The organism is Flavobacterium sp. 120 (assembly GCF_003633605.1).
GTDB lineage: Bacteria > Bacteroidota > Bacteroidia > Flavobacteriales > Flavobacteriaceae > Flavobacterium > Flavobacterium algoritolerans.
Window position 1 is genome coordinate 891,770 of the sequence record NZ_RBKZ01000001.1, and the last position, 19,395, is coordinate 911,164.

A 19,395-nucleotide genomic window follows, 5' to 3' on the forward strand; every position below is an offset into this window, starting at 1 on the left:
GGATCTAATTGTGTTTTTTCTCCCTTAAAACGTACTTTTTATGATTGATAAAATTACTCTTAGAAGCACCATTTTCAAACATTTAGACGGTTTGGTTACCGCTCCCGTTGCGCATGTTTTGTATGAAAAAGGGGTACTGTCCTATATTCTTGACAAAAAAGAAGTCACGCTTTCGGAACTTTCGGAACACTTTAAAGCCAATGAAGGCTATCTCAATGTGGGTTTGCGTGTTTTGTGTTCGCAGGGATTTCTGAATTATCACATCAATACTTCCACAGGCCAAATTTCGTTTGCCATAAACGAAAAAAGCGCGATTGCTTTTCCTATGTTCTATTTGTATGAAGACGTGCTTGATTTACTGCATTTCACGATGCAATTTCGCACGCGATTATTAGACGATATTCCATTCGTTCGATTGGGTTTAATTTTCGATTTGTATAAAAAAAATTATGGAATTTCATTTTCGAATGATGCGCTGACCAATGAAATTCAGCATCAGATTCTAACGCACATTGAAGGTTCTTTGGTTGGACCAATATTAGTGCGATTGGGTATGAGCGGTATGTTTCATAAGTATTTTATGGAGATTTCCTTCCGTCCTGAAGAATTTCATAAATCTCCCGAGAATTTCAAAATTATATTAGATTTCTTTGCAGATTTAGGTTGGTTTACCCAAAAAAAAGGCAATTACCAGTTTACGGGAAAGGGATTGTTTTTTGCCAAAAGGGCTTCTGCTTATGGAGTGACGGTTTCCTATTTGCCAACTTTCAGTAAAATGGAGGATTTGATTTTTGGTAACCCAAATATACTCCGAACGGTGGCCGAAGGCGAAGATGAAATTCATGTGGACCGAGAAATGAATGTTTGGGGAAGCGGAGGTGCGCACGATACTTATTTTAAAGTCGTAGATGAGATTATCATCAAATTATTCAATTTACCAATAGAAGATCAGCCGAAAGGAATTCTCGATATGGGTTGTGGCAATGGAGCATTTATTGAACATATTTATAATGTAATCGAAAGACAAACCCTTCGCGGAAAAATGCTGGATGATTATCCTTTATTCCTTGTGGGTGCCGATTATAATCAAGCAGCGTTGAAAGTAACCCGAGCCAATTTAATCAAAGCCGATATTTGGGCCAAAGTAATTTGGGGCGATATTGGTCAACCCGATTTGTTAGCCAATGACTTATTGGAAAATTATAACATTGATTTGAAAGATTTACTGAATGTGAGAACCTTCTTGGATCATAACCGAATTTGGGAAATGCCAAAACATGTTACCAAAGACAGAGTAAGTCATTCAACAGGAGCATTTGCGCATAGAGGAGAGCGAATCAGTAATGGTCTTGTCGAAGATAATCTATTGGAACATTTGAATAAATGGTCGCCTTACGTTCGGAAATTCGGGTTATTAATGATTGAATTGCATACGATTGCTCCAAATTTTACTGCTGCTAATTTAGGTAAAACAGCCGCTACGGCTTATGATGCCACGCATGGTTTTTCGGATCAATACATCGTTGAAATTCCCGTTTTGCACAAAATCGCTGCTGAAGCGGGATTGTATCCGGATGCTAATTTCTTTAGGAGATTCCCAGACTCAAATCTTGCAACAGTGAGTATAAATTTATTGAAAGGAAATGGTTAGTATGATTTTGGACGGAATAAAATGTTGGAACTAAACAATCATGAATTTTCCTTTTTCAGCGTCAAAAACAATATGTTCATCTTTGAATAAGGTATTGAAACTTCCTTTTGAAATAAAATTACAAGGCTCGTCTTGAAGCACTGTTTCAGGGGTCATAATAATCATTTCGTCACTCAATTGTATCGCCATATCAATATCATGAGTAGAAAATAAAATGCATTTTCCGGTTTCATGGGTGAGCTTTTTCAAAAGTTTGAATAAAGCCACTTTGTGCAATAAATCCAAATGGGTTGTGGGTTCATCCAAAATTATTAATGGAGTATCTTGTGCCAAAGCGCGTGCAATCAATACTTTTTGTAATTGCCCGTCACTAATCTCATAATGTTTTTTTGTGGCTAAATGACTGATTTGTGTCAATGCCATGGCCTCGTTAACTTTAACAATATCAATATCAGACAAAGTTCCCATCCAATTGGTGTAGGGCTGTCTTCCTAAAGCAATGAGTTCAAAAACGGTTAAATTACTGGGAGGCAATTTTTCGGTTAAAACGATACTTAGGTTTTGGGCTAAATCCAAAGGTTCGTAATCAGTGATTTTCTTTTCATTCAAGAAAACAGCACCGGAAAGCGGTTTCTGGATTCCAGTTATTGTTTTTAAAAGTGTTGATTTTCCAATGCCATTCGCACCAATTAAAGCAATCAGTTTTCCTTTTTTTAAAGCAATAGAAATATCCGAAGCCACAACGATTTTCTCTTTTTTATGAGAATAACCGATGCTAATTTGAGACGCTTGTAAGATGATTTTGTTTTCCATTAGGCAATCATTTTTCGTTTACTAACCAATAGCCAAATCACAACTGGAGCCCCAATTATAGAAGTTACAGCATTGATTGGCAAAGTAATCTCCAATCCGGGCAATTCTGAAATTACATCACAAATAAGCATAATTGAGGCGCCTAAAAGTAACGTACTCCAATACAAAACCGAATGGTTACTGGTTTGAAACACTAATTTTGCTATGTGCGGAACTGCCAGTCCTACAAAGGCAATTGGACCTGCATAGGCCGTGATGCTTCCTGCTAAAATACTTGTTGCAAAAATAATAATCAATCGTGTTTTTTTGAAATTCAAACCTAAACTGCGTGCGTAATTTTCACCCAATAATAGTGCATTAAGTGGCTTGATGCTAAATAGACTTAATAATAAGCCAATTGCCACACAAATTGTCAGAATTAATATAGAAGGCCAAGACAAATTGCCTAAGTTTCCCATAGACCAAAACGTGAATTTCTGCAATTGTTCAGCGGAACTAAAATACGTAAGAACGCCTACTATTGCGCTGGTAAAACTGCCAAACATCAATCCCACAATTAATATGGCCATCGTATCGCGTAACCTTTGGGAAACCATCAAAACGGCGAGTAATACAACTGAACTTCCTATAGTTGAAGCTAAAACCACTCCATAAGAGGATAACAAAATAGTACTTAAAAAAGGTGGAAGTAAGCTTGCTCCTAATAGTACAAAAGCAACACCTAAACTGGCACCGGAACTCAGTCCTAAAACATAAGGCCCTGCTAATGGATTTCGAAACAAAGTTTGCATCAGCAAACCACTTATAGATAATCCCATTCCAACAAGAATTGCTGTAATGGCTTTGGGTAAACGATAATTGATGATGATATATTCCCAAGTAGACTTACTCGCTTGACCACCAGTTAAACTAGTGTAAATTTCTTTAAAAGGAATCGTGATAGAACCGAAACTAATGTTTACAAAAAACAATAGAACTAGCCCCAAAGTAAGCAAGAAGAATAGAATCGTATTTCGTTTTTGATTCGCCAATTTAGTTTAGTTTTTGTGCAAAAGTAAAAGTATAATTTGGAAGCAATTCAGGATGGAAGATTTTAATGTAATCTTTCAAGACTAAATCCGGTCTGCTTGGTGCTAATTCATAATAAATGGTTCCTCCTGTTGTGCCTAATTTACTTTCAAAAGTATACACATTTTTAGATTTTGAAGCATCAAACTGACTGTAATGCGGATTACTGTTTTCAAATTCAGTAATACTTTTAAAAGAACCTGTTGCAATCCAATATTTAGCCGTTTTTGCTTTCTCCAATATTTTTTCAAAAGGCAAACTAAGACTTCCTGTCCCTTCGACATTTGCCCACAAATAATTTGCTTTGGCATCTTTCATAAATTGCGCTACCCAGCTATTTCCTCTTGCTACATACCATTGCTCTTGATACATTGATCCATACAAAACGGTTGCTGTTGGTTTTTTGGTTGCAACCAATTGTATTGCGTCATTGTAATTTTTAACAATTCCATCAAAAAGCGTTTTGGCTTCTTTTTCTTTTCCAAATAAAGCACCGTAAAGCTTAATCCATTCTGCTTTTCCCAGCGGAGTTTGTTCCATCCAGTCCGCTTGTATGAGTACTTTAAGGCCGCTTTTTTGTAAATTATCAATCATCGGATTATTGTTGTCAACTCCAAAAGTCACGATTAAATTAGGCTCCAATTCAATGAGTTGCTCCATGTTTAATTTTTCGTTTTGCCCTATGTTTTTAACAGCACCGCCATCAATTAGTTTTCTGGTTTTTTCAGAAGAAACATAATCGGTATGAGGGAAACCCACCAGTGATTTTTCAACTCCCAGCATTTCCAAAAAAGGAATATTGGTCGTTGAGGTAACGACGATTGATTCCAAAGGAACTGAAATTGTGGTGTATTTTTGCAGGCTATCAGGAATGCTGCCGTTTTTTTCTTTTAAGATATAAGTAAAGTTTTTATTGGCTTCAGGCCAAGGATTTGAAACTGTCACTACTGAATATCCTTCGTATTTATTAATAGAAAGTCCCGAGGCATATTCGATTGCATTTTTTGAATCAGTACTTTCTTTTACGGTTAGGTTTTCGCTTTTTTTACATCCAACGAAAGTTGAAAAAGAGAGAACAAAAAGGATTAATTTAAAGGTGAATTTCATGATTTAATTTTTCGATAGCGACAAAGGTATACCAAATTTATAAAATTTCTTGTTTATTTTTAGCAGTAAAAAATTGAACAAATACTATCTTTACGAAATGAATAGCATTAAAGTCAAAAACTGTTCTACTTGCGGAACTCCTTTTAATTGTGGGGACACACCTGAAGGAAGTAAATGCTGGTGCAACAATTTTCCACCCATTTTTACTCCGTCAGAAGTGGTGGATTGCTTGTGTTCCAGTTGTTTTACAACTGCCTGCTCCACTAAAATTGACGAATATGTTGCAACACTATCTTCTGAAACTGCAACGGATAATAAAGCCAAAGATTTACCCAAAACAATGAATCTCATAGAAGGAATTGACTATTATTTAGAAAATGGGAACTATGTTTTTAAAGCTTGGTTTCATCTAAAAAGAGGTAATTGTTGTGGCAATGGATGTCGACATTGTCCGTATAAATAATTATAAATTGTAAATTATCAATGATGAAAGATAATATTGTTAAAACCAAGAGTTTTGATTTTGCTGTACGAATAGTTAGATTATATCAATATCTATGTTGTGATAAAAAAGAGTTTGTGCTTTCAAAGCAGCTATTAAGATCTGGCACAAGTATTGGTGCTATGATTCGCGAAGCAGAACATGCCGAGAGCAAGCACGATTTTATTCACAAGTTTGCAATTGCACAAAAAGAAGCTAATGAGGTTGTTTATTGGTTAGAATTATTAAAAGCTACGGATTATTTAAATGAGAAAGAATATGAAAATATAAATAACGATGCAATATCAATATTAAAACTTATAACAAGTATTATTAAAACGACTAAAGCAAAAGTTGATACCAAGAAATAAGTTATTCAATTAGCATAAAAGATGTTACTACAATTTACAATTAATAATTTACAATTAGAATGATATATTTAATAACTGGCGGTGAACGCTCCGGTAAAAGTAGTTATGCCGAAAATTTAGCAAAAGAGTTATCGGATAAACCAATGTATGTGGCTACAGCCAGAAAATGGGATGATGATTTCCAAAAGAGAATCGATCGCCATCAAAAAGACCGTGACGAACGATGGATTAATATCGAAAAAGAAAAACACTTGAGCGAAATTGATTTTTCGGAAAAAGTAGCTATCGTCGATTGTGTTACGCTTTGGTTAACGAACTTTTTCGTGGATACTAAAAACGATGTTCCCTTGTGCTTAGAAGAAGCTAAAGCCGAATTTGATGCTATTGCCAATCAAGAAAATGCGACAATTATTATTGTAACCAATGAAATAGGGATGGGTATTCATGCCGAAACGCATATTGGGAGAAAATTCACCGAACTTCAAGGTTGGATGAATCAATATATAGCTGCAACTGCCGATACCGTTGTGCTTATGGTTTCTGGAATTCCTGTAACGATAAAAGAAAAAAAATGAAATAGCTATGATCTTACAATATTAAATTCAAAGAAATATTGCCTCATAGCGTATTACATATTCAATTAAAAATCAATAAATAACTACATATGAATTTTGTAACTTCTTGGAGTGGCGGAAAAGACAGTTGTTATGCAATGATGCAAGCAATTCAGCAAGGATTTATTCCAAAAGTGTTACTCAATATGATGAATGAAAACGGGAAAGTGTCTCGTTCTCATGGATTGCCATTGTCTATATTGAATCAGCAAGCCCAAAAAATGGGATTGCCTCTGGAAGGAATTCCCGCAACTTGGGGTGATTATGAAGCCAAGTTTATTGCAGTTTTGAAAATGCTAAAAGCTGAATATGATTTGGAAGCAGCCGTTTTTGGTGATATTGATTTGCAACCGCACAAAGATTGGGAAGATAAAGTATGTGCTGAAGCATCACTAAAAGCAATTTTACCTTTGTGGCAACAAGACCGAATCGTTTTGGTAAATCAAATGCTTGAAAACGGAATTGTAACGATGATTGTTTCTTGCAATACAATTATGGGAGAACGTTATCTGGGTAAAATTTTGACGAAAGAATTAGCTCAAGAATTACATGAAAAAGGAATAGATCCTTGTGGTGAAAATGGGGAGTTTCATACTTTGGTAATTAATTCTCCGTTATTTTCTGGAGCCATTGAACTGCCCGAATTCACTAGAATTACCTATGAAAATTATTGTTTCATCGTTTGGGAAGAAGTATAAAAACAAAATTATTTTAAGATGACTTATTTAGATGAAATTTTAAAATCCCGTCGTGACACCCGTCATTTTACGGAGGATCAAGTACCAGATGCTGTTCTTGAAAAAGCACTGCAAGCAGGACATTGGGCGCCTTCAGTGGGTTTGACTGATGCTACAAAATATTATCTGATCAAGTCGCCTGAAATGAAGAAAGCCATTAAAGATTTGTTTTTAGATTATGATAAAAAAGCAATTTCGCTAACTGATAATGAACAACAAAAACAAGCTTACAAAGACCTTAAGTTAGAGGCAATAGAAGAAGCGCCACTGGGATTAGTGATTTGTTATGATCGTTCCGTTTTAAATAATTTTACGATTGGAACCGTCGGGAGTAATGAAGCGGTAAAGTTCAGTTCCGTTTGTGCAGCACAAAATATTTGGCTATCCTTAACGGAGCAAGGCTATTCCATGGGATGGGTTTCTATCTTGAACTACTATCAGTTCAAGCAATTATTGGGTTTGCCTGAAAATATGGAGCCTTTGGGGTATTTTTGCGTGGGAAAACCGGCTACAGATTATGATAATCAACCCATGTTGCAACAACTGAATTGGAAACAAAAGCAAGAAATTCCATTAGTTGAGGAAATCACTGTTTTGCATGAAAGTAAGGTGGAGAAAGTATTTTTTGATACTAAAAAGGAAATGGACGGTGTTGCTTTTGCAAATGCGTTACAACATAAAATCGACCAAAAAACAAAACCAACGGGTTCATTAGGAATTTTAGAAGTACTTGCTAAACAAATCGGGATGGTATTTCAAACTTTAGAACCAAAAATTATAAAACCTAATCTGGTTGTTTTTGCCGCGGATCACGGAATTGCAAATCACGGAGTAAGTGCCTATCCGCAAGATGTAACCAGACAGATGGTGAGTAATTTTTTGATAGGTGGTGCAGCTATCAATGTGTTTTGTAAACAAAATAAGATTCAATTAGCTATTGTGGATGCAGGTGTGAATTATGATTTTCCTATGAATACGGATTTGATTTCGGCTAAAGTAGGAAAGGGAACCAACTCCTTTTTACAAGGACCTGCGATGAGTAAAACAGAAGTTGAATTGTGTTTTATGAAAGGAAGCGAAATTGTTGCCACTATTGCAAAAACGTGTAGTAATTGTATTGGTTTTGGAGAAATGGGTATTGGAAACACTGCTACGGCTTCGGTTTTAATGAGCATTATTTTAGAATTACCAATTGAAGATTGCGTAGGAAAAGGCACTGGTGTAAATGATGAACAGTTGATTCAAAAAATTAATATCCTTAAAAAATGCATTGCCAATTATAATGGTTCAGATGATTTAGAGAGCAAATTAGCTTATTTCGGAGGATTTGAAATCCTTCAAATGGTAGGTGGAATGCTTCAAGCTAAGGAAGCAAATATGTTGATTCTAGTGGATGGATTTATCTGTAGTGTTGCTTTTTTAATTGCCTTTAAAAAGAATCCATCTATTACTGAAAATGCTATTTTTTGCCATTCTTCCGCTGAGCAAGGGCACCAAAAAATATTAGATTACCTAGGAGTTCGTTCTTTGTTGCAACTTGATTTACGGTTGGGTGAAGGAACGGGTTGTGCCATTGCTTTTCCTATAATTGAGTCGGCTGTGGCATTCTTGAATGATATGGCGAGTTTTGAATCAGCGGGGGTTAGCAGTCGGTAGAGACGCTTGTAGAGACGCACTGCAGTGCGTCTCTACAAGAAATAAAATCAAAAAATAATTCCAAAAATGAAAAAAGAACTACACATATTTTTTACAGCATTAATGTTTTACACCAGGATTCCGTGTCCCAAAAACATCGATCATAATCCGGATTATTTGAATAAAGCGTCCCGTTATTTTCCATTAATTGGTTGGATTGTGGGTAGCGTTGCTTTTGGGGTATATTGTGTTTTTAATTATTTAGTTGCTCCTGAAATTGCGGTAATCTTCTCTATGATTGCCTCCGTTTTAGTGACAGGAGCTTTTCATGAAGATGGTTTTGCTGATGTTTGTGATGGTTTTGGTGGCGGTTGGACCAAAGAAAAAATATTGATAATTATGAAAGACAGTGCCATTGGTGCTTATGGAGCGATTGGTTTAGTACTGTTGTTAGTGCTTAAATTTCAAGGGCTGACTCAATTAATTGATGTCTCGGATAATCCTAAACTTATAATTTATAATTCACAATTTATAATTCTATTACTCCTTGTTTCTGCGCATTCCATCAGTCGATTAGCAGCGATTTCAATTGTTTTTACCCATGAATATTCTCGTGAGGACGCTTCCAGCAAAAGCAAACCAATCGCACAAAGTTATTCTTGGAGAGAAGTGACAGGAGCGTTCTTTTTTGGATTACTTCCATTAGTTGTTTTGTCTTATTTTCAGTGGCAAATGCTGTTGGTTTTAATCCCTGTTTTTTTGACTCGATTCTTTTTGGCGCGTTATTTTCAGAAATGGATTGACGGATATACCGGAGATTGTTTGGGCGCAACACAACAGGTTTGCGAAGTGGTTTTTTATATATCAGTTATTGCATTATGGAAGTTTATTTAGTACGTCACACGGAAACGGTTTGTGAAAAAGGAATTTGTTACGGGCAATCGGATGTGAAAATCATGGAGCCTTATGATGCTGTTTTTCAGTCTGTTTTGGATCAATTGCCTCAAGATGCAATATTGTATTCCAGTCCTTTACTTCGCTGTGTTCATTTAGCAAATTACATCAAAGACAATTCAGAGATTACTGCTGTAAACGAAGATTCCCGTTTAATGGAAATGAATTTTGGCGATTGGGAAATGAAAAATTGGGATGTAATTCCACCTGATGATTTTACACCTTGGATGACTGATTTTGTAAATGTTCGCGTGCCTAACGGAGAATCATTTACGGATTTACACAATCGAGTAATTGATTTTATGCATAATGAACTTCAAGGAACCAATTCAAAACCAGTAATTATTGTGGCGCATGCTGGAGTGATACGAAGTTTTTTATGTAAAATTTCGGATTTACCGCTGAAAGACGCTTTTCAGAATAAAGTTGATTTTGGAGCTGTAATTAAAATTGAATTATAAAATCCGCAATTATTTAGGTTATTAACTTAATATAATTTTATCTTTGCCGCCGTATTGAGGTTGAGGTTTGTTTTTTTCAAACCACATTAAAAGGGAATCAGGTGATAGATTTCAAGTTTTAGATTTCAGATTTCAGGATTTAAATCCTAAATCAAGAATCCTAAATCTTAAATCAAAAATCCTGAGCTGTACCCGCAACTGTAAGCTATCAAGCTTGTTGTTATCTACAAAACCATTGTTCGCCGCGGCGAATGAGAAGGTAAACAACAAGACGCAAGCCAGGAGACCTGCCTATTACATCGAGTATCAAACTTTCGGGAAAAAAGGTTTGGGTATGGGTCATTCTATGCTTTTCTCCCCATTTATTAAATTTTACATTTTTAAAATGAACAAAAAATTCATTCGCTTTAGTGCGATTGCATTGTTATTTGCAATGAACACGTATGCACAAGAACAAGAACCAAAACAACTTGATGAAGTTGTTGTTTCCGATTCGAAATTTGCTTTGCCAAAAGAAAAATCAGGAAAAGTTATCGTGAAAATTACTGCTGCAGATTTGAAGAAAAAAGCAGGACAATCAGTAGCTTCAATTTTAAGTACAGTAGCTGGTGTTGAAATCAATGGGAATCAGAGTCGTAATGGTAAGGATTTGGGACTTTACATTCGTGGAGGAAGAAATCATCAGGTTTTAATTTTGATTGACGGGGTTCCTGTTACGGATGCTTCCGGGATTAGCTTATCGTATGATTTGAGATTGCTTCCTGTGGAGCAAATTGAAAGTATTGAGATTATGAAAGGTGCTTCAAGTACTTTGTACGGTTCTGGAGCAGCTACAGGTGTTATTAATATTACACTTAAAAAAGCAGGTAAAAAAGCTATTGCAGGAAATGCATACGTGAATATTGGTACACAAACAGCTGCCAAAAATGCAAATTATAGCATACAAGATTACAGTCAAGGAATTGCTGTAAACGGTGGTTTTGAAAAAGTAAATTATTTTGCTTCTTTGAATAGTACTGAAACTACAGGGATTTCTGAGGCAAGACCATTAAATTCAAATACTAAATTTGAGAACGATGATTTTTCAAGATTAAATTCGGTGGTGAAAATTGGCTTTACGCCAACTAAAAAATTATCATTGGATTTCTTTGCAAATTATGATCGAATGAAAAACGGTTTTGATGCAGGTTCATTTTCAGATGATCTTACAAATTTCAGTCTTTCGGAGCAATTTAGAGTTGGTTTTTCTCCAAAATACAAATACAATAAAGGAGAATTGGTAATCAATACCGGTGCAAATGTAATCAACCGCGACATCTTTAGTTATGGATCTTTATTCCAGGCAAAGTCAAGAAGTGTTGATGTTGATGCTTTTAATAAATATGAAATTTCATCTGAGCTATTTGTGGTTACAGGAGCACAATTTCAGTTTCACGAAATGTCAAACTTAAGCGAGTATGATGCAATTACAACTGATATGGCAAAATTCAATATGATTGATCCTTATGTAACGGCAGTTTATAATTCTAGTTTTGGATTAAACTTAAATGCAGGAGCACGTTATAACATTCATAGTAAATACGGGAATAATTTAGTTTATAATGTTAATCCATCGTATAGCTTTTCAGAATCATTGAAAGTATTGGCTTCTTATAGCACAGCATTTGTTACTCCAAGTTTGTACCAATTGTACTCTCCGTATGGTGATTTGGATTTATCTCCAGAGAAAGATGCAACTGCCGAAGTTGGTTTTGAAGTAAGTTTGGCAGATAAGAAAGTGGTTTTAAATGCTGTTGTTTTTCAAAGAGAAGAAGAAGATGCAATAGGGTTTGATTTGATGACTTATAAATACTTTAATGTAGATGGTAAAAACAAAGCCAAAGGTCTTGAAACAATGATTTCTTATGCTTTTAATGATAAAGTAAAATTCAATGCCAATTATACTTTTACGGAGTTAGAAAGACAATCTCGCATTCTAAACCCGAAACATAAAGCTAATGCTTCTGTGGATGTGCAAGCAACAGAACGTCTTGCTTTTAATCTGGCGTATCAGTTTGTATCAGACAGATATTTAGAATACACGACTTATCCGGAGCCAACTTATGATCCTGTTTTAAATTCAGAAATTTTGAAAGACTATCAATTAGTAAATGCCAATGCTCGTTATGAATTGATCAAAAACAGATTGAATGTTTTTGGTGCAGTTGATAATATTTTGGATAAAGATTTTGTTGAAAGTCGCGGATACAGTACAAGAGGAAGAAACTTTAAATTAGGTTTAAATTTCTTATTCTAAAAGAGTATGTTTTAGTTTTTAGTCTTAATTCCCGTTCCTAATTTGGAGCGGGTTTTTTGTTGGAGAAAATCGGATTCTTTGATTTATAATGATAAAAAAAAGAGGCTTTCAGTGATGAAAGTCTCTTTTTAGTTTAATTTTTGAAATTAATATTATTCCAATGCTTTCAAAAGTCCTTCTGGAGCTTTGTCAATATACATTTGATTTTGGATTCCTTTGATTGATTTAGCATCTTTAAAAAACTCAAAATCTACTCCTGTATTTTGTTTCAACATTCTGGTTGTTCCTGTTATTTTTCCTATTGCGGTACTTAATAAAGGTTCTGAAGTGTCTCCAAGAACTCCATAAGTGCTAATAGTTTCTTTTAATAAATAATCAGGTTGTAGTCCATTGAAATAATCTCCAAAACCGGTTGAATTCACAATTTTCAATACAATTGGCTGCATGGCGTATCTGTGATTTGGGTTTCTGTTTTCGGAACCAAAAGTAGCAGAGTCATATAGTGTAACTGACCCAACATTTTTCCCTACAGTTACATCACCAATTTGTATTACATTGATATGAGGTTCTAATCCGTTGATTACTAATTCACTTGCCGATGCCGTGCTTTGAGTAGTCAATATATAGACTTTAGTCAAGTTTAAACTGTTTATTGCGGTAGTCCCAATTTTGTCAGTAAAATTATTTATTAAAGCTCCGGGATTGTTAGTTTCGAAATACGCGTTGATTTTAGCATTCCATTGTTGTTTAGCAAATACCTGTCCAGTAAATTGTCCGGTAATCATACTCGCTAAACGTGTAGCCGTTTGCACAGAACCACCTCCGTTATAACGTAAATCCAAAACTAAGTCCGTAACTCCTTGTGATTTTAAAGAAGCAAAAGCTTCATTTAATTGCGTGTCATAATTAGCATAAAAACCATTGTACATCAAATACCCTATTTTATGTGAACCGGAAGTGATTACTTTGTTGATTAAAATTGGATTTTCGGATAAAACGGTTTTTGTCAACTCTACTGATTTTCCGTTGGCAACAATAGTAGTTCCGTTATAATCTGCCAGATTTAATGTGTAAGTTTCGTTTGAACCAAATAATAGAGATTCATAATTACTCAAAGTAAGCTGAGTTCCATTTACGGCAGTAAAAAAATCACCACGCTTGATGTTCTTGTTCGACGCATCTGAATTTGCAATGATGTAACGTACATAACCAAATATTTCAGTAGTGCTTCCGGGCTTTCTGCTTAAACCAAAATCAACACCATTGTTTTTAGTTGTTCCTTGAAGCGTTCCTTCCAGCTCTAAATAATCATCCACAATCCAACTGAAACGGTCTATGGTTTTGTCAACTCTAAGCGCGTCAAACAACTCTTCAGGAACAGGGTATCCTCTTAGAAACGTATTTAATGCAGTTTGGTCTGCAAATTTATCATCTGATAAATTTGGAACATCTGCCTGCCATAAGTAATATTGGTTCATCCCTTTCCAAATAAAATCTTGTATGTCTAAACTGGCTGGTGGGGCAACATCATCATTATCTTGACAGCTTTGGAAAGTGAAAACTGCTATAAATAATAAAAGCGTAATTTTGAAACTTGTTCTCATATGTAGGTTTTAATATAATTAACGTAAAAATAGTAACTTTAGTTTTATTTTATGTTTTTTGTTACAAAAATAAAAATGAGTCGTCTAGATTATATAACCAGTTTAAAAACCAAATTTTTTATGAACCAAAATGAGTTTGTGCAACTCGTCACTCCTTTTAAAGATAAAGTCTTTAGGTTGGCTAAGCGATTGCTCGTAAGTACTGAAGAAGCCGAAGATGCAACTCAGGAAGTTTTGGTGAAATTATGGAGTAAAAATGGAAATTTAGCAGCGTACAGCAGTGTAGAAGCATTTGCAATGACAATGACCAAAAATTATTGTTTGGATCAGCTAAAATCAAAAAGAACAGGAAACCTCAAAATCGTTCATACAAATTATGTAGATAGAGAACCGGGTCTCGATAAGAAAATGGAAGACTTAGACAGTTTGGATTGGGTGGAGAAAATAATGGATAAATTGCCCGTTCAACAAAGATTAATTATTCAAATGCGGGATGTTGAACAATACGAATTTGAAGAAATCGCAAAAATACTCGACATGAATGAGAGTGCGATTCGGGTGGCGCTTTCAAGAGCAAGGAAAACGATACGGGATTATATGACAGAAACACACAATTATGGAATTAGTTAAAATAGAAGATTTATTAGAAAAATACTTTCAGGGAGAAACCAGTATTGCAGAAGAAAATGAATTACGTAATTATTTTTCTTCATCGAATGTTGCGCAGCATTTAGAACAATACAAACCTTTATTTGGGTATTTCTCTCTTGCAAAAGAGCATCAGTTTACGCCAGAAATTCCACTACTCCCGAGGCCTCGGGATAAAAAACGTAATGTTGCGTGGATATCAATTGCGGCTTCGGTTGTTGTTTTGCTGGGAATAGGAACCTATGCTTATTATAGTGCAGATGTTGTAAATAAAAGCCAAGATTTAGGAACGTATGATGATCCTGAAGAGGCTTTCAGAGCAACTCAAAAAGCATTATCATTATTATCAGATAATGTAAATGTTGGCATAGAAAGTGTACTGTATATTCAAGAATACCAAACCACAAAAGACAAAATATTCATTAGTACTAAAAAACAGTCTGGTGGTTCTTAATTGCCTTGAGTAAACAGTAAAAAACAAAAAAAATAATTTTAAACCATAACAATTTAAAAAAATGAAATCAACAATCAATAATAACAAAATGAACAGTAATTTTAATAAGAGTAAAAAGTTTATACTAACATTAGTATTTACATTAGTTTCAAGCACATTTTTTGCACAAGCGATTTTTGATAAATTCGACGGGCAAGAAGGCGTAAAATCAATCATTGTCAATAAAAAAATGTTTGATTTGATGAGCAAAGTAAAAATGGATGCTTCTGATAAAGAAACACAACAATACTTGAGTTTGATAAAGAAACTGGATGATTTGAAAGTGTTTACCACTAAAAGCGCCAGAATAGAAGGCGAAATGAAAGTTGTGGCTGATAAATACATAAAAACGGCAGGATTAGAAGAACTAATGCGTGTGAATGAAGATGGCAGAAGTATTAAAATTCTAGTGAAATCGGGAGCAAGTGATTCTCAAATAAGAGAGTTGTTTATGTTCATTGAAGGTGCTAAAAATGACGATACGGTTTTAATGTCTTTGAAAGGTAATTTCGATTTGAATGAAATTTCAGTTCTTACCAATAAGATGAAAATTCCTGGTGGAGAAGATTTGAAGAAAGCAACTAAAGGGAAAAAGTAAGATGAAAACAGTTTTTGGATTAGCGCTGCTATTGAGTTTGTTTCTCGTGAGCTGTAACTCGGAACCGACCTTGCAAAAGTATTTTGTGGAAAATACCGAAAACAAAAATTTTATAGCTCTTGATGTGTCACCTAATATTCTGAACGTTGATAAAACAAAATTATCAATTGCACAGAGTGATGCTTTAAAGTCTTTTGATAAGATGAATGTTTTGGCTTTCAAATTAAACGATAAGAATAAAGCGGAATTTGAAATTGAACGTGCCAAAGTTAATTTGATTTTAAAAGACAAAAAGTACCAACAGCTTATGAAGTTTGGTTCTGGTAAAGAAGGTGCTTCGGTGAGCTTTGTAGGGACTGATGAACATATTGAAGAGTTTGTTTTTTTTGCGAATAAAAAGGAAAATGGTTTTGCTGTTGTTCGAATTTTAGGCAAGGATATGAATCCTACTAGTGTTATGACTATGATGAGCGTTTTGCAGCAATCTAATGTTGATTTAGAGCAATTGAAGCCTTTGCAGCAGTTAATGAAATAAACGTATTCTAAAACAATAAAAAGCGCCTTGATAATATGTCAAGGCGCTTTTTTTATGATGTATAATTTTCGATTAAATGTAAATGTGTTATTGTTTGCAAAACATCTTTTTTATTGCCACTGAATCGTTCTTGTTAAATTATGATTTTAGATATATAAATAATTGAATAAGAGTTAGGATAAAAAATAAAAGGAACTAAAGCGGATTTATTTTACCTTTTCTAACAAAGCTCCGCTTTAAAAACAAAAATGCTTCAAAAATAATCAAGTTAACTTGGAATTATTTTTGAAGCATTTTTATTTATTCGTGACCACGGTGGGATTTGAACCCACACGCCCTTGCGAGCACCAGCCCCTCAAGCTGGCAAGTCTACCGTTTCTCCACGTGGCCTAAAAAAAGAAAAGGTCAAGTAATAAATTACTCGACCTTTTGTGACCCGACTGGGGCTCGAACCCAGGACCCCATCATTAAAAGTGATGTGCTCTACCAACTGAGCTATCGAGTCAATGCTTCAAGGAAATTATGTGTTGATCACTAAAATTGTGACCCGACTGGGGCTCGAACCCAGGACCCCATCATTAAAAGTGATGTGCTCTACCAACTGAGCTATCGAGTCATATTCTTTCCTTGAATGCGGGTGCAAATATAAGGACTTATTTTGGAGTTTTCCAAGCAATTTTATTATAAATTTGTCTTTTTTTAACAAAATCACTCAACACCTTAATTTGTAAGGTTTTATTCAGATGAAAAAAATTATATTATTAGGTTATATGGGCTGTGGTAAGTCCACAATTGCAAATAAATTGTCAAAACTTATCGGAATTCCTTTTGTGGATTTGGATAAAAAGATTGAAGAGAAGGTAAATTTGTCCATAAATGCTATTTTTGAAAAGCACGGAGAAATTTATTTTAGAAAGCTAGAACACGAAGTTTTTATCGAATTATTGCATTCGCCTGAACAATTAATCATCGGTTTAGGTGGAGGAACTCCATGTTATGCCAATAATCATGAGTTGTTAAAAGGCGATAATGTGGTGTCTGTTTATCTTAAAGCATCCATTGATACTTTGTTCAATAGATTGAGCCATAATAAAAGCAAGCGCCCTCTTATTGCAAATAAAAGTGACGCTGAGATGAAAGAGTTTATTGCGAAACATCTTTTTGATAGAAGTTTTTATTACAATCAAGCACAATATAAAGTGAATGTTGATGATAAGACAATCGATCAGACGGTACTCGATATCGTTGCAATTCTAGCTTAAATAAGCATAATTGTCATTGTTTTCATCAAAAACGACTTGTACGTGTTCCAATAATGATGTAGAAAGTGAGATGCCTTTGAAATCAGCTTTTACAGGGTATTTTTTGTGGTTTCGGTCCACAAGTACTGCGGTTTTAAACTTTTTCAAAGGAACGTCTATAAAATGCCTAACTGCATAGATTAATGTGGTGCCTGAATTTAATACATCATCAACAAGAACTAAGCCTTTATTAGCGTACTGTTCTTTTGATAAGGAAGTGTGAATTGGTAATTCGGGATTTTGCTTATTGATTTGTACTTCGCAAAGCGAAACTTTAAGAGGAGAAATAGTTTCTAAGATTGAAGCTATTTTTTTTGCAAATGTAAAACCGTTAGAGGCAATTCCTGCAATTACAATTTCTTCTTCATCTACAAATGTTTCATAGATTTGGTAAGCAATTCTTTTTATTTTATGCTCGATTTCTTGATTCGTTAAGATAATATTTTTGCTCATTATTTTTAGTTTGTTATTTAACCGTTTACAGTTTAAAATTCAAAGAATCATATTGGTAACTTAAAAAAGTAATGTTTTAGGTTTACTCATCATCTTCATCGGTGGTTGTTTCATTCCCAAATTCATCAATATCTCTTCGGTCTTTTTTGGTAGGTCTTCCGGTGCCATTTTTTCGGTAATGCTCCTTTGATAATTTCAGTAATTCTAAATGCTGGTAGGCTTCTGCAGGAGTATCATTTCGTCTGTAGATATCAACTAATTTAGCGCCAACACGATTCTCTGGTACATCCAGAACTGTGATGATTTGGGTAATTTGGTCTTTCCTAAACGTAATTTTGTCAGTAGGAAAAACCTCTTTTGATGGCTTTGCAACAAGACCATTTACAGTCACATGATTCTTTTTACAGGCCTCGGTAACCATATTTCTGGTTTTATAATACCGCATGCACCATAAATATTTATCTATTCTCATAAATTTTCTAAAATCGGAGTTAAATAGTTTACAAAAATCAATCAATATTGTATCTTGCGCACTTAAAAATTTAGCTATAATGAACAAATTTAAGTATTATTTTATTCTATTAATTACAACCGTCTCTTTATTTTCATGTTCAAAGGATGATGCTGCTGAAATTGAACCACCTAGAGATTATGCAGCACAACTTGCTACTGATTTAACTGATATTGAAGAATATTTAAAAACCTATTCTATAACTGTTCTTAATCATCCTGGTTTTTCTGATGATCAAGATGTTACTTTTACAAAAATTCCAACAGGAGGAACAGCACCCTCTATTTATTCGTATTTGAATAGTACCACTTTTCCTAAACTTTTGAGTAAAGAGGTGAAACTTCATGATATAACTTACAAGTTGTATTATTTAGTATTAAGAGAAGGAGTAGGAGAGAAACCTTCTAATGTTGATGGTGTGTTAGCCGCTTACAAAGGCGATTATTTAGATCGTCAAACGGTATCTGAAGTTACGGCATTAACGGCAACCCAATTTGAAGAAGTTAAGAATCCACAACAATTTTTAAGTTTATTTAGTACAATAACAGGATGGGGTGAAACTTTTCCTGAGTTTAAAGTAGGAACGTATTCTTCTAATGCTGACGGTACAGTTTCTTATAATGATTTTGGAGCAGGAATTATGTTTATTCCTTCAGGACTTGGATATTACAATTCAGGAAGTGCCAGTATTCCAGCTTACGCTCCTTTAGTTTTTAGTTTTAAATTATTTGCAATTAGCAGATTAGATTCTGATAATGATGGAATTATGAACTTTCAAGAGGATGTAAACGGAGACGGTTACATGCGTATTTTGGCAACAGGCGTTGTGAATCCTGATGATACTGATGGAGATGGTATTCCTAACTTTTTAGATGCAGACGATGATGGAGATGGAGTTAGTACAAAAACAGAAATTACAGGAGCTAATGGTGTTTTAATTCCTTTTGCAGATATACCGAGTTGTGATGGTAATACTACTGATCCGGCTAGAGTAAAAAGACACTTGGTAAAGTGTAATTAAAAAATAAATTCAAAAAAAAATCCAGTTCAATTGAACTGGATTT

22 protein-coding genes, 3 tRNA genes and 1 riboswitch are annotated in these 19,395 nt (G+C 34.6%); of the genes, 15 read left to right on the forward strand and 10 right to left on the reverse strand.

Going from position 1 to position 19,395, the window contains the following annotated elements:
* Window positions 1–40: 40 nt before the first annotated feature.
* Window positions 41–1,651, forward strand: a complete 1,611-nt coding sequence (locus tag C8C87_RS03830; RefSeq protein ID WP_121341292.1) for a class I SAM-dependent methyltransferase — start codon at window positions 41–43, stop codon at window positions 1,649–1,651.
* Window positions 1,652–1,681: 30 nt separating this feature from the next.
* Here the strand turns inward: C8C87_RS03830 and C8C87_RS03835 are convergent, their stop codons facing one another.
* The 4 genes from C8C87_RS03835 to C8C87_RS15885 all read right to left on the reverse strand — a co-directional run bounded on the left by C8C87_RS03835 (window position 1,682) and on the right by C8C87_RS15885 (window position 4,990).
* On the reverse strand, window positions 1,682–2,464 hold the full coding sequence (locus C8C87_RS03835) for an ABC transporter ATP-binding protein (protein ID WP_121341295.1): 783 nt from the start codon (window positions 2,462–2,464) through the stop codon (window positions 1,682–1,684).
* Window positions 2,464–3,495, reverse strand: coding sequence for an iron ABC transporter permease (locus C8C87_RS03840; protein ID WP_121341298.1), 1,032 nt, complete (start codon window positions 3,493–3,495; stop codon window positions 2,464–2,466). The genes C8C87_RS03835 and C8C87_RS03840 overlap by 1 nt, the downstream gene beginning before the upstream one ends.
* A gap of 1 nt (window position 3,496) precedes the next feature.
* Window positions 3,497–4,639, reverse strand: a complete 1,143-nt coding sequence (locus C8C87_RS03845) for an ABC transporter substrate-binding protein (protein WP_121341301.1) — start codon at window positions 4,637–4,639, stop codon at window positions 3,497–3,499.
* Window positions 4,640–4,729: 90 nt separating this feature from the next.
* Window positions 4,730–4,990 (reverse strand): hypothetical protein, encoded by a 261-nt coding sequence (locus C8C87_RS15885; RefSeq protein ID WP_233550005.1) that lies wholly within the window; start codon window positions 4,988–4,990, stop codon window positions 4,730–4,732.
* Between C8C87_RS15885 and C8C87_RS15890 the strand changes: the two genes are divergently transcribed.
* The 8 genes from C8C87_RS15890 to C8C87_RS03885 all read left to right on the forward strand — a co-directional run bounded on the left by C8C87_RS15890 (window position 4,980) and on the right by C8C87_RS03885 (window position 12,188).
* A complete protein-coding gene (locus tag C8C87_RS15890; RefSeq protein ID WP_233550006.1) occupies window positions 4,980–5,102 on the forward strand; it encodes a DUF5522 domain-containing protein in 123 nt (40 codons plus the stop codon). The genes C8C87_RS15885 and C8C87_RS15890 overlap by 11 nt on opposite strands.
* Window positions 5,103–5,125: 23 nt before the next feature.
* Window positions 5,126–5,491 carry a four helix bundle protein gene (locus tag C8C87_RS03855; protein ID WP_121341306.1) on the forward strand — a complete coding sequence of 122 codons (366 nt, stop codon included), beginning with the start codon at window positions 5,126–5,128 and terminating at the stop codon, window positions 5,489–5,491.
* A gap of 59 nt (window positions 5,492–5,550) precedes the next feature.
* A complete protein-coding gene (gene cobU, locus C8C87_RS03860; protein WP_121341308.1) occupies window positions 5,551–6,066 on the forward strand; it encodes a bifunctional adenosylcobinamide kinase/adenosylcobinamide-phosphate guanylyltransferase in 516 nt (171 codons plus the stop codon).
* A gap of 89 nt (window positions 6,067–6,155) precedes the next feature.
* Window positions 6,156–6,803, forward strand: coding sequence for a diphthine--ammonia ligase (locus tag C8C87_RS03865; protein ID WP_121341311.1), 648 nt, complete (start codon window positions 6,156–6,158; stop codon window positions 6,801–6,803).
* An 18-nt stretch (window positions 6,804–6,821) separates the two neighbouring features.
* A complete protein-coding gene (cobT, locus tag C8C87_RS03870; RefSeq protein ID WP_121341314.1) occupies window positions 6,822–8,498 on the forward strand; it encodes a nicotinate-nucleotide--dimethylbenzimidazole phosphoribosyltransferase in 1,677 nt (558 codons plus the stop codon).
* Window positions 8,499–8,564: 66 nt separating this feature from the next.
* Window positions 8,565–9,371: an adenosylcobinamide-GDP ribazoletransferase gene (locus tag C8C87_RS03875; RefSeq protein ID WP_121341317.1), complete on the forward strand. Its 807-nt coding sequence runs from the start codon at window positions 8,565–8,567 to the stop codon at window positions 9,369–9,371.
* Complete coding sequence (gene cobC / locus C8C87_RS03880) at window positions 9,356–9,892, forward strand: alpha-ribazole phosphatase (RefSeq protein WP_121341320.1); 537 nt, start codon at window positions 9,356–9,358, stop codon at window positions 9,890–9,892. The genes C8C87_RS03875 and cobC overlap by 16 nt, the downstream gene beginning before the upstream one ends.
* 46 nt (window positions 9,893–9,938) lie before the next feature.
* Window positions 9,939–10,202, forward strand: a riboswitch (cobalamin riboswitch).
* 75 nt (window positions 10,203–10,277) lie between these two features.
* Window positions 10,278–12,188: a TonB-dependent siderophore receptor gene (locus tag C8C87_RS03885; protein WP_121341322.1), complete on the forward strand. Its 1,911-nt coding sequence runs from the start codon at window positions 10,278–10,280 to the stop codon at window positions 12,186–12,188.
* A 152-nt stretch (window positions 12,189–12,340) separates the two neighbouring features.
* Here the strand turns inward: C8C87_RS03885 and C8C87_RS03890 are convergent, their stop codons facing one another.
* Window positions 12,341–13,792, reverse strand: a complete 1,452-nt coding sequence (locus C8C87_RS03890) for a S41 family peptidase (protein WP_099716047.1) — start codon at window positions 13,790–13,792, stop codon at window positions 12,341–12,343.
* A 120-nt stretch (window positions 13,793–13,912) separates the two neighbouring features.
* Here C8C87_RS03890 and C8C87_RS03895 point away from each other — a divergent pair, with 120 nt between their 5' ends.
* From C8C87_RS03895 to C8C87_RS03910, 4 genes are all read left to right on the forward strand, one after another.
* Entirely contained in the window at window positions 13,913–14,422 is a 510-nt protein-coding gene (locus tag C8C87_RS03895; protein ID WP_121343283.1) for an RNA polymerase sigma factor, read from the forward strand.
* The gene (locus tag C8C87_RS03900; protein ID WP_121341324.1) at window positions 14,409–14,894 is read left to right on the forward strand and encodes a hypothetical protein; all 486 of its coding nucleotides are present in this window, start codon (window positions 14,409–14,411) and stop codon (window positions 14,892–14,894) included. Before C8C87_RS03895 ends, C8C87_RS03900 begins: the two co-directional genes overlap by 14 nt.
* A gap of 61 nt (window positions 14,895–14,955) precedes the next feature.
* Window positions 14,956–15,531, forward strand: coding sequence for a DUF4252 domain-containing protein (locus C8C87_RS03905; protein ID WP_233206922.1), 576 nt, complete (start codon window positions 14,956–14,958; stop codon window positions 15,529–15,531).
* Window position 15,532: 1 nt separating this feature from the next.
* Complete coding sequence (locus C8C87_RS03910) at window positions 15,533–16,066, forward strand: DUF4252 domain-containing protein (protein WP_121341327.1); 534 nt, start codon at window positions 15,533–15,535, stop codon at window positions 16,064–16,066.
* Between the two features lie 307 nt (window positions 16,067–16,373).
* Here the strand turns inward: C8C87_RS03910 and C8C87_RS03915 are convergent.
* From C8C87_RS03915 to C8C87_RS03925, 3 genes are all read right to left on the reverse strand, one after another.
* Window positions 16,374–16,456, reverse strand: a tRNA-Leu gene (locus tag C8C87_RS03915).
* Between the two features lie 42 nt (window positions 16,457–16,498).
* Window positions 16,499–16,571: transfer RNA gene (locus tag C8C87_RS03920), tRNA-Lys, on the reverse strand.
* Window positions 16,572–16,609: 38 nt separating this feature from the next.
* Window positions 16,610–16,682: transfer RNA gene (locus C8C87_RS03925), tRNA-Lys, on the reverse strand.
* A 127-nt stretch (window positions 16,683–16,809) separates the two neighbouring features.
* Here C8C87_RS03925 and C8C87_RS03930 point away from each other — a divergent pair.
* Complete coding sequence (locus C8C87_RS03930; RefSeq protein ID WP_099716044.1) at window positions 16,810–17,328, forward strand: shikimate kinase; 519 nt, start codon at window positions 16,810–16,812, stop codon at window positions 17,326–17,328.
* Here the strand turns inward: C8C87_RS03930 and C8C87_RS03935 are convergent.
* Both C8C87_RS03935 and C8C87_RS03940 read right to left on the reverse strand, forming a co-directional pair.
* Window positions 17,320–17,820, reverse strand: coding sequence for a phosphoribosyltransferase domain-containing protein (locus C8C87_RS03935; RefSeq protein ID WP_099716043.1), 501 nt, complete (start codon window positions 17,818–17,820; stop codon window positions 17,320–17,322). The two genes, C8C87_RS03930 and C8C87_RS03935, sit on opposite strands and share 9 nt — an antisense overlap.
* A gap of 82 nt (window positions 17,821–17,902) precedes the next feature.
* Entirely contained in the window at window positions 17,903–18,292 is a 390-nt protein-coding gene (locus C8C87_RS03940) for an RNA-binding S4 domain-containing protein (RefSeq protein WP_099716042.1), read from the reverse strand.
* A 79-nt stretch (window positions 18,293–18,371) separates the two neighbouring features.
* On the opposite strand from C8C87_RS03940, the gene C8C87_RS03945 reads away from it, so the two are divergent.
* Entirely contained in the window at window positions 18,372–19,352 is a 981-nt protein-coding gene (locus C8C87_RS03945; RefSeq protein ID WP_121343284.1) for an FKBP-type peptidyl-prolyl cis-trans isomerase, read from the forward strand.
* Window positions 19,353–19,395 lie beyond the last annotated feature (43 nt).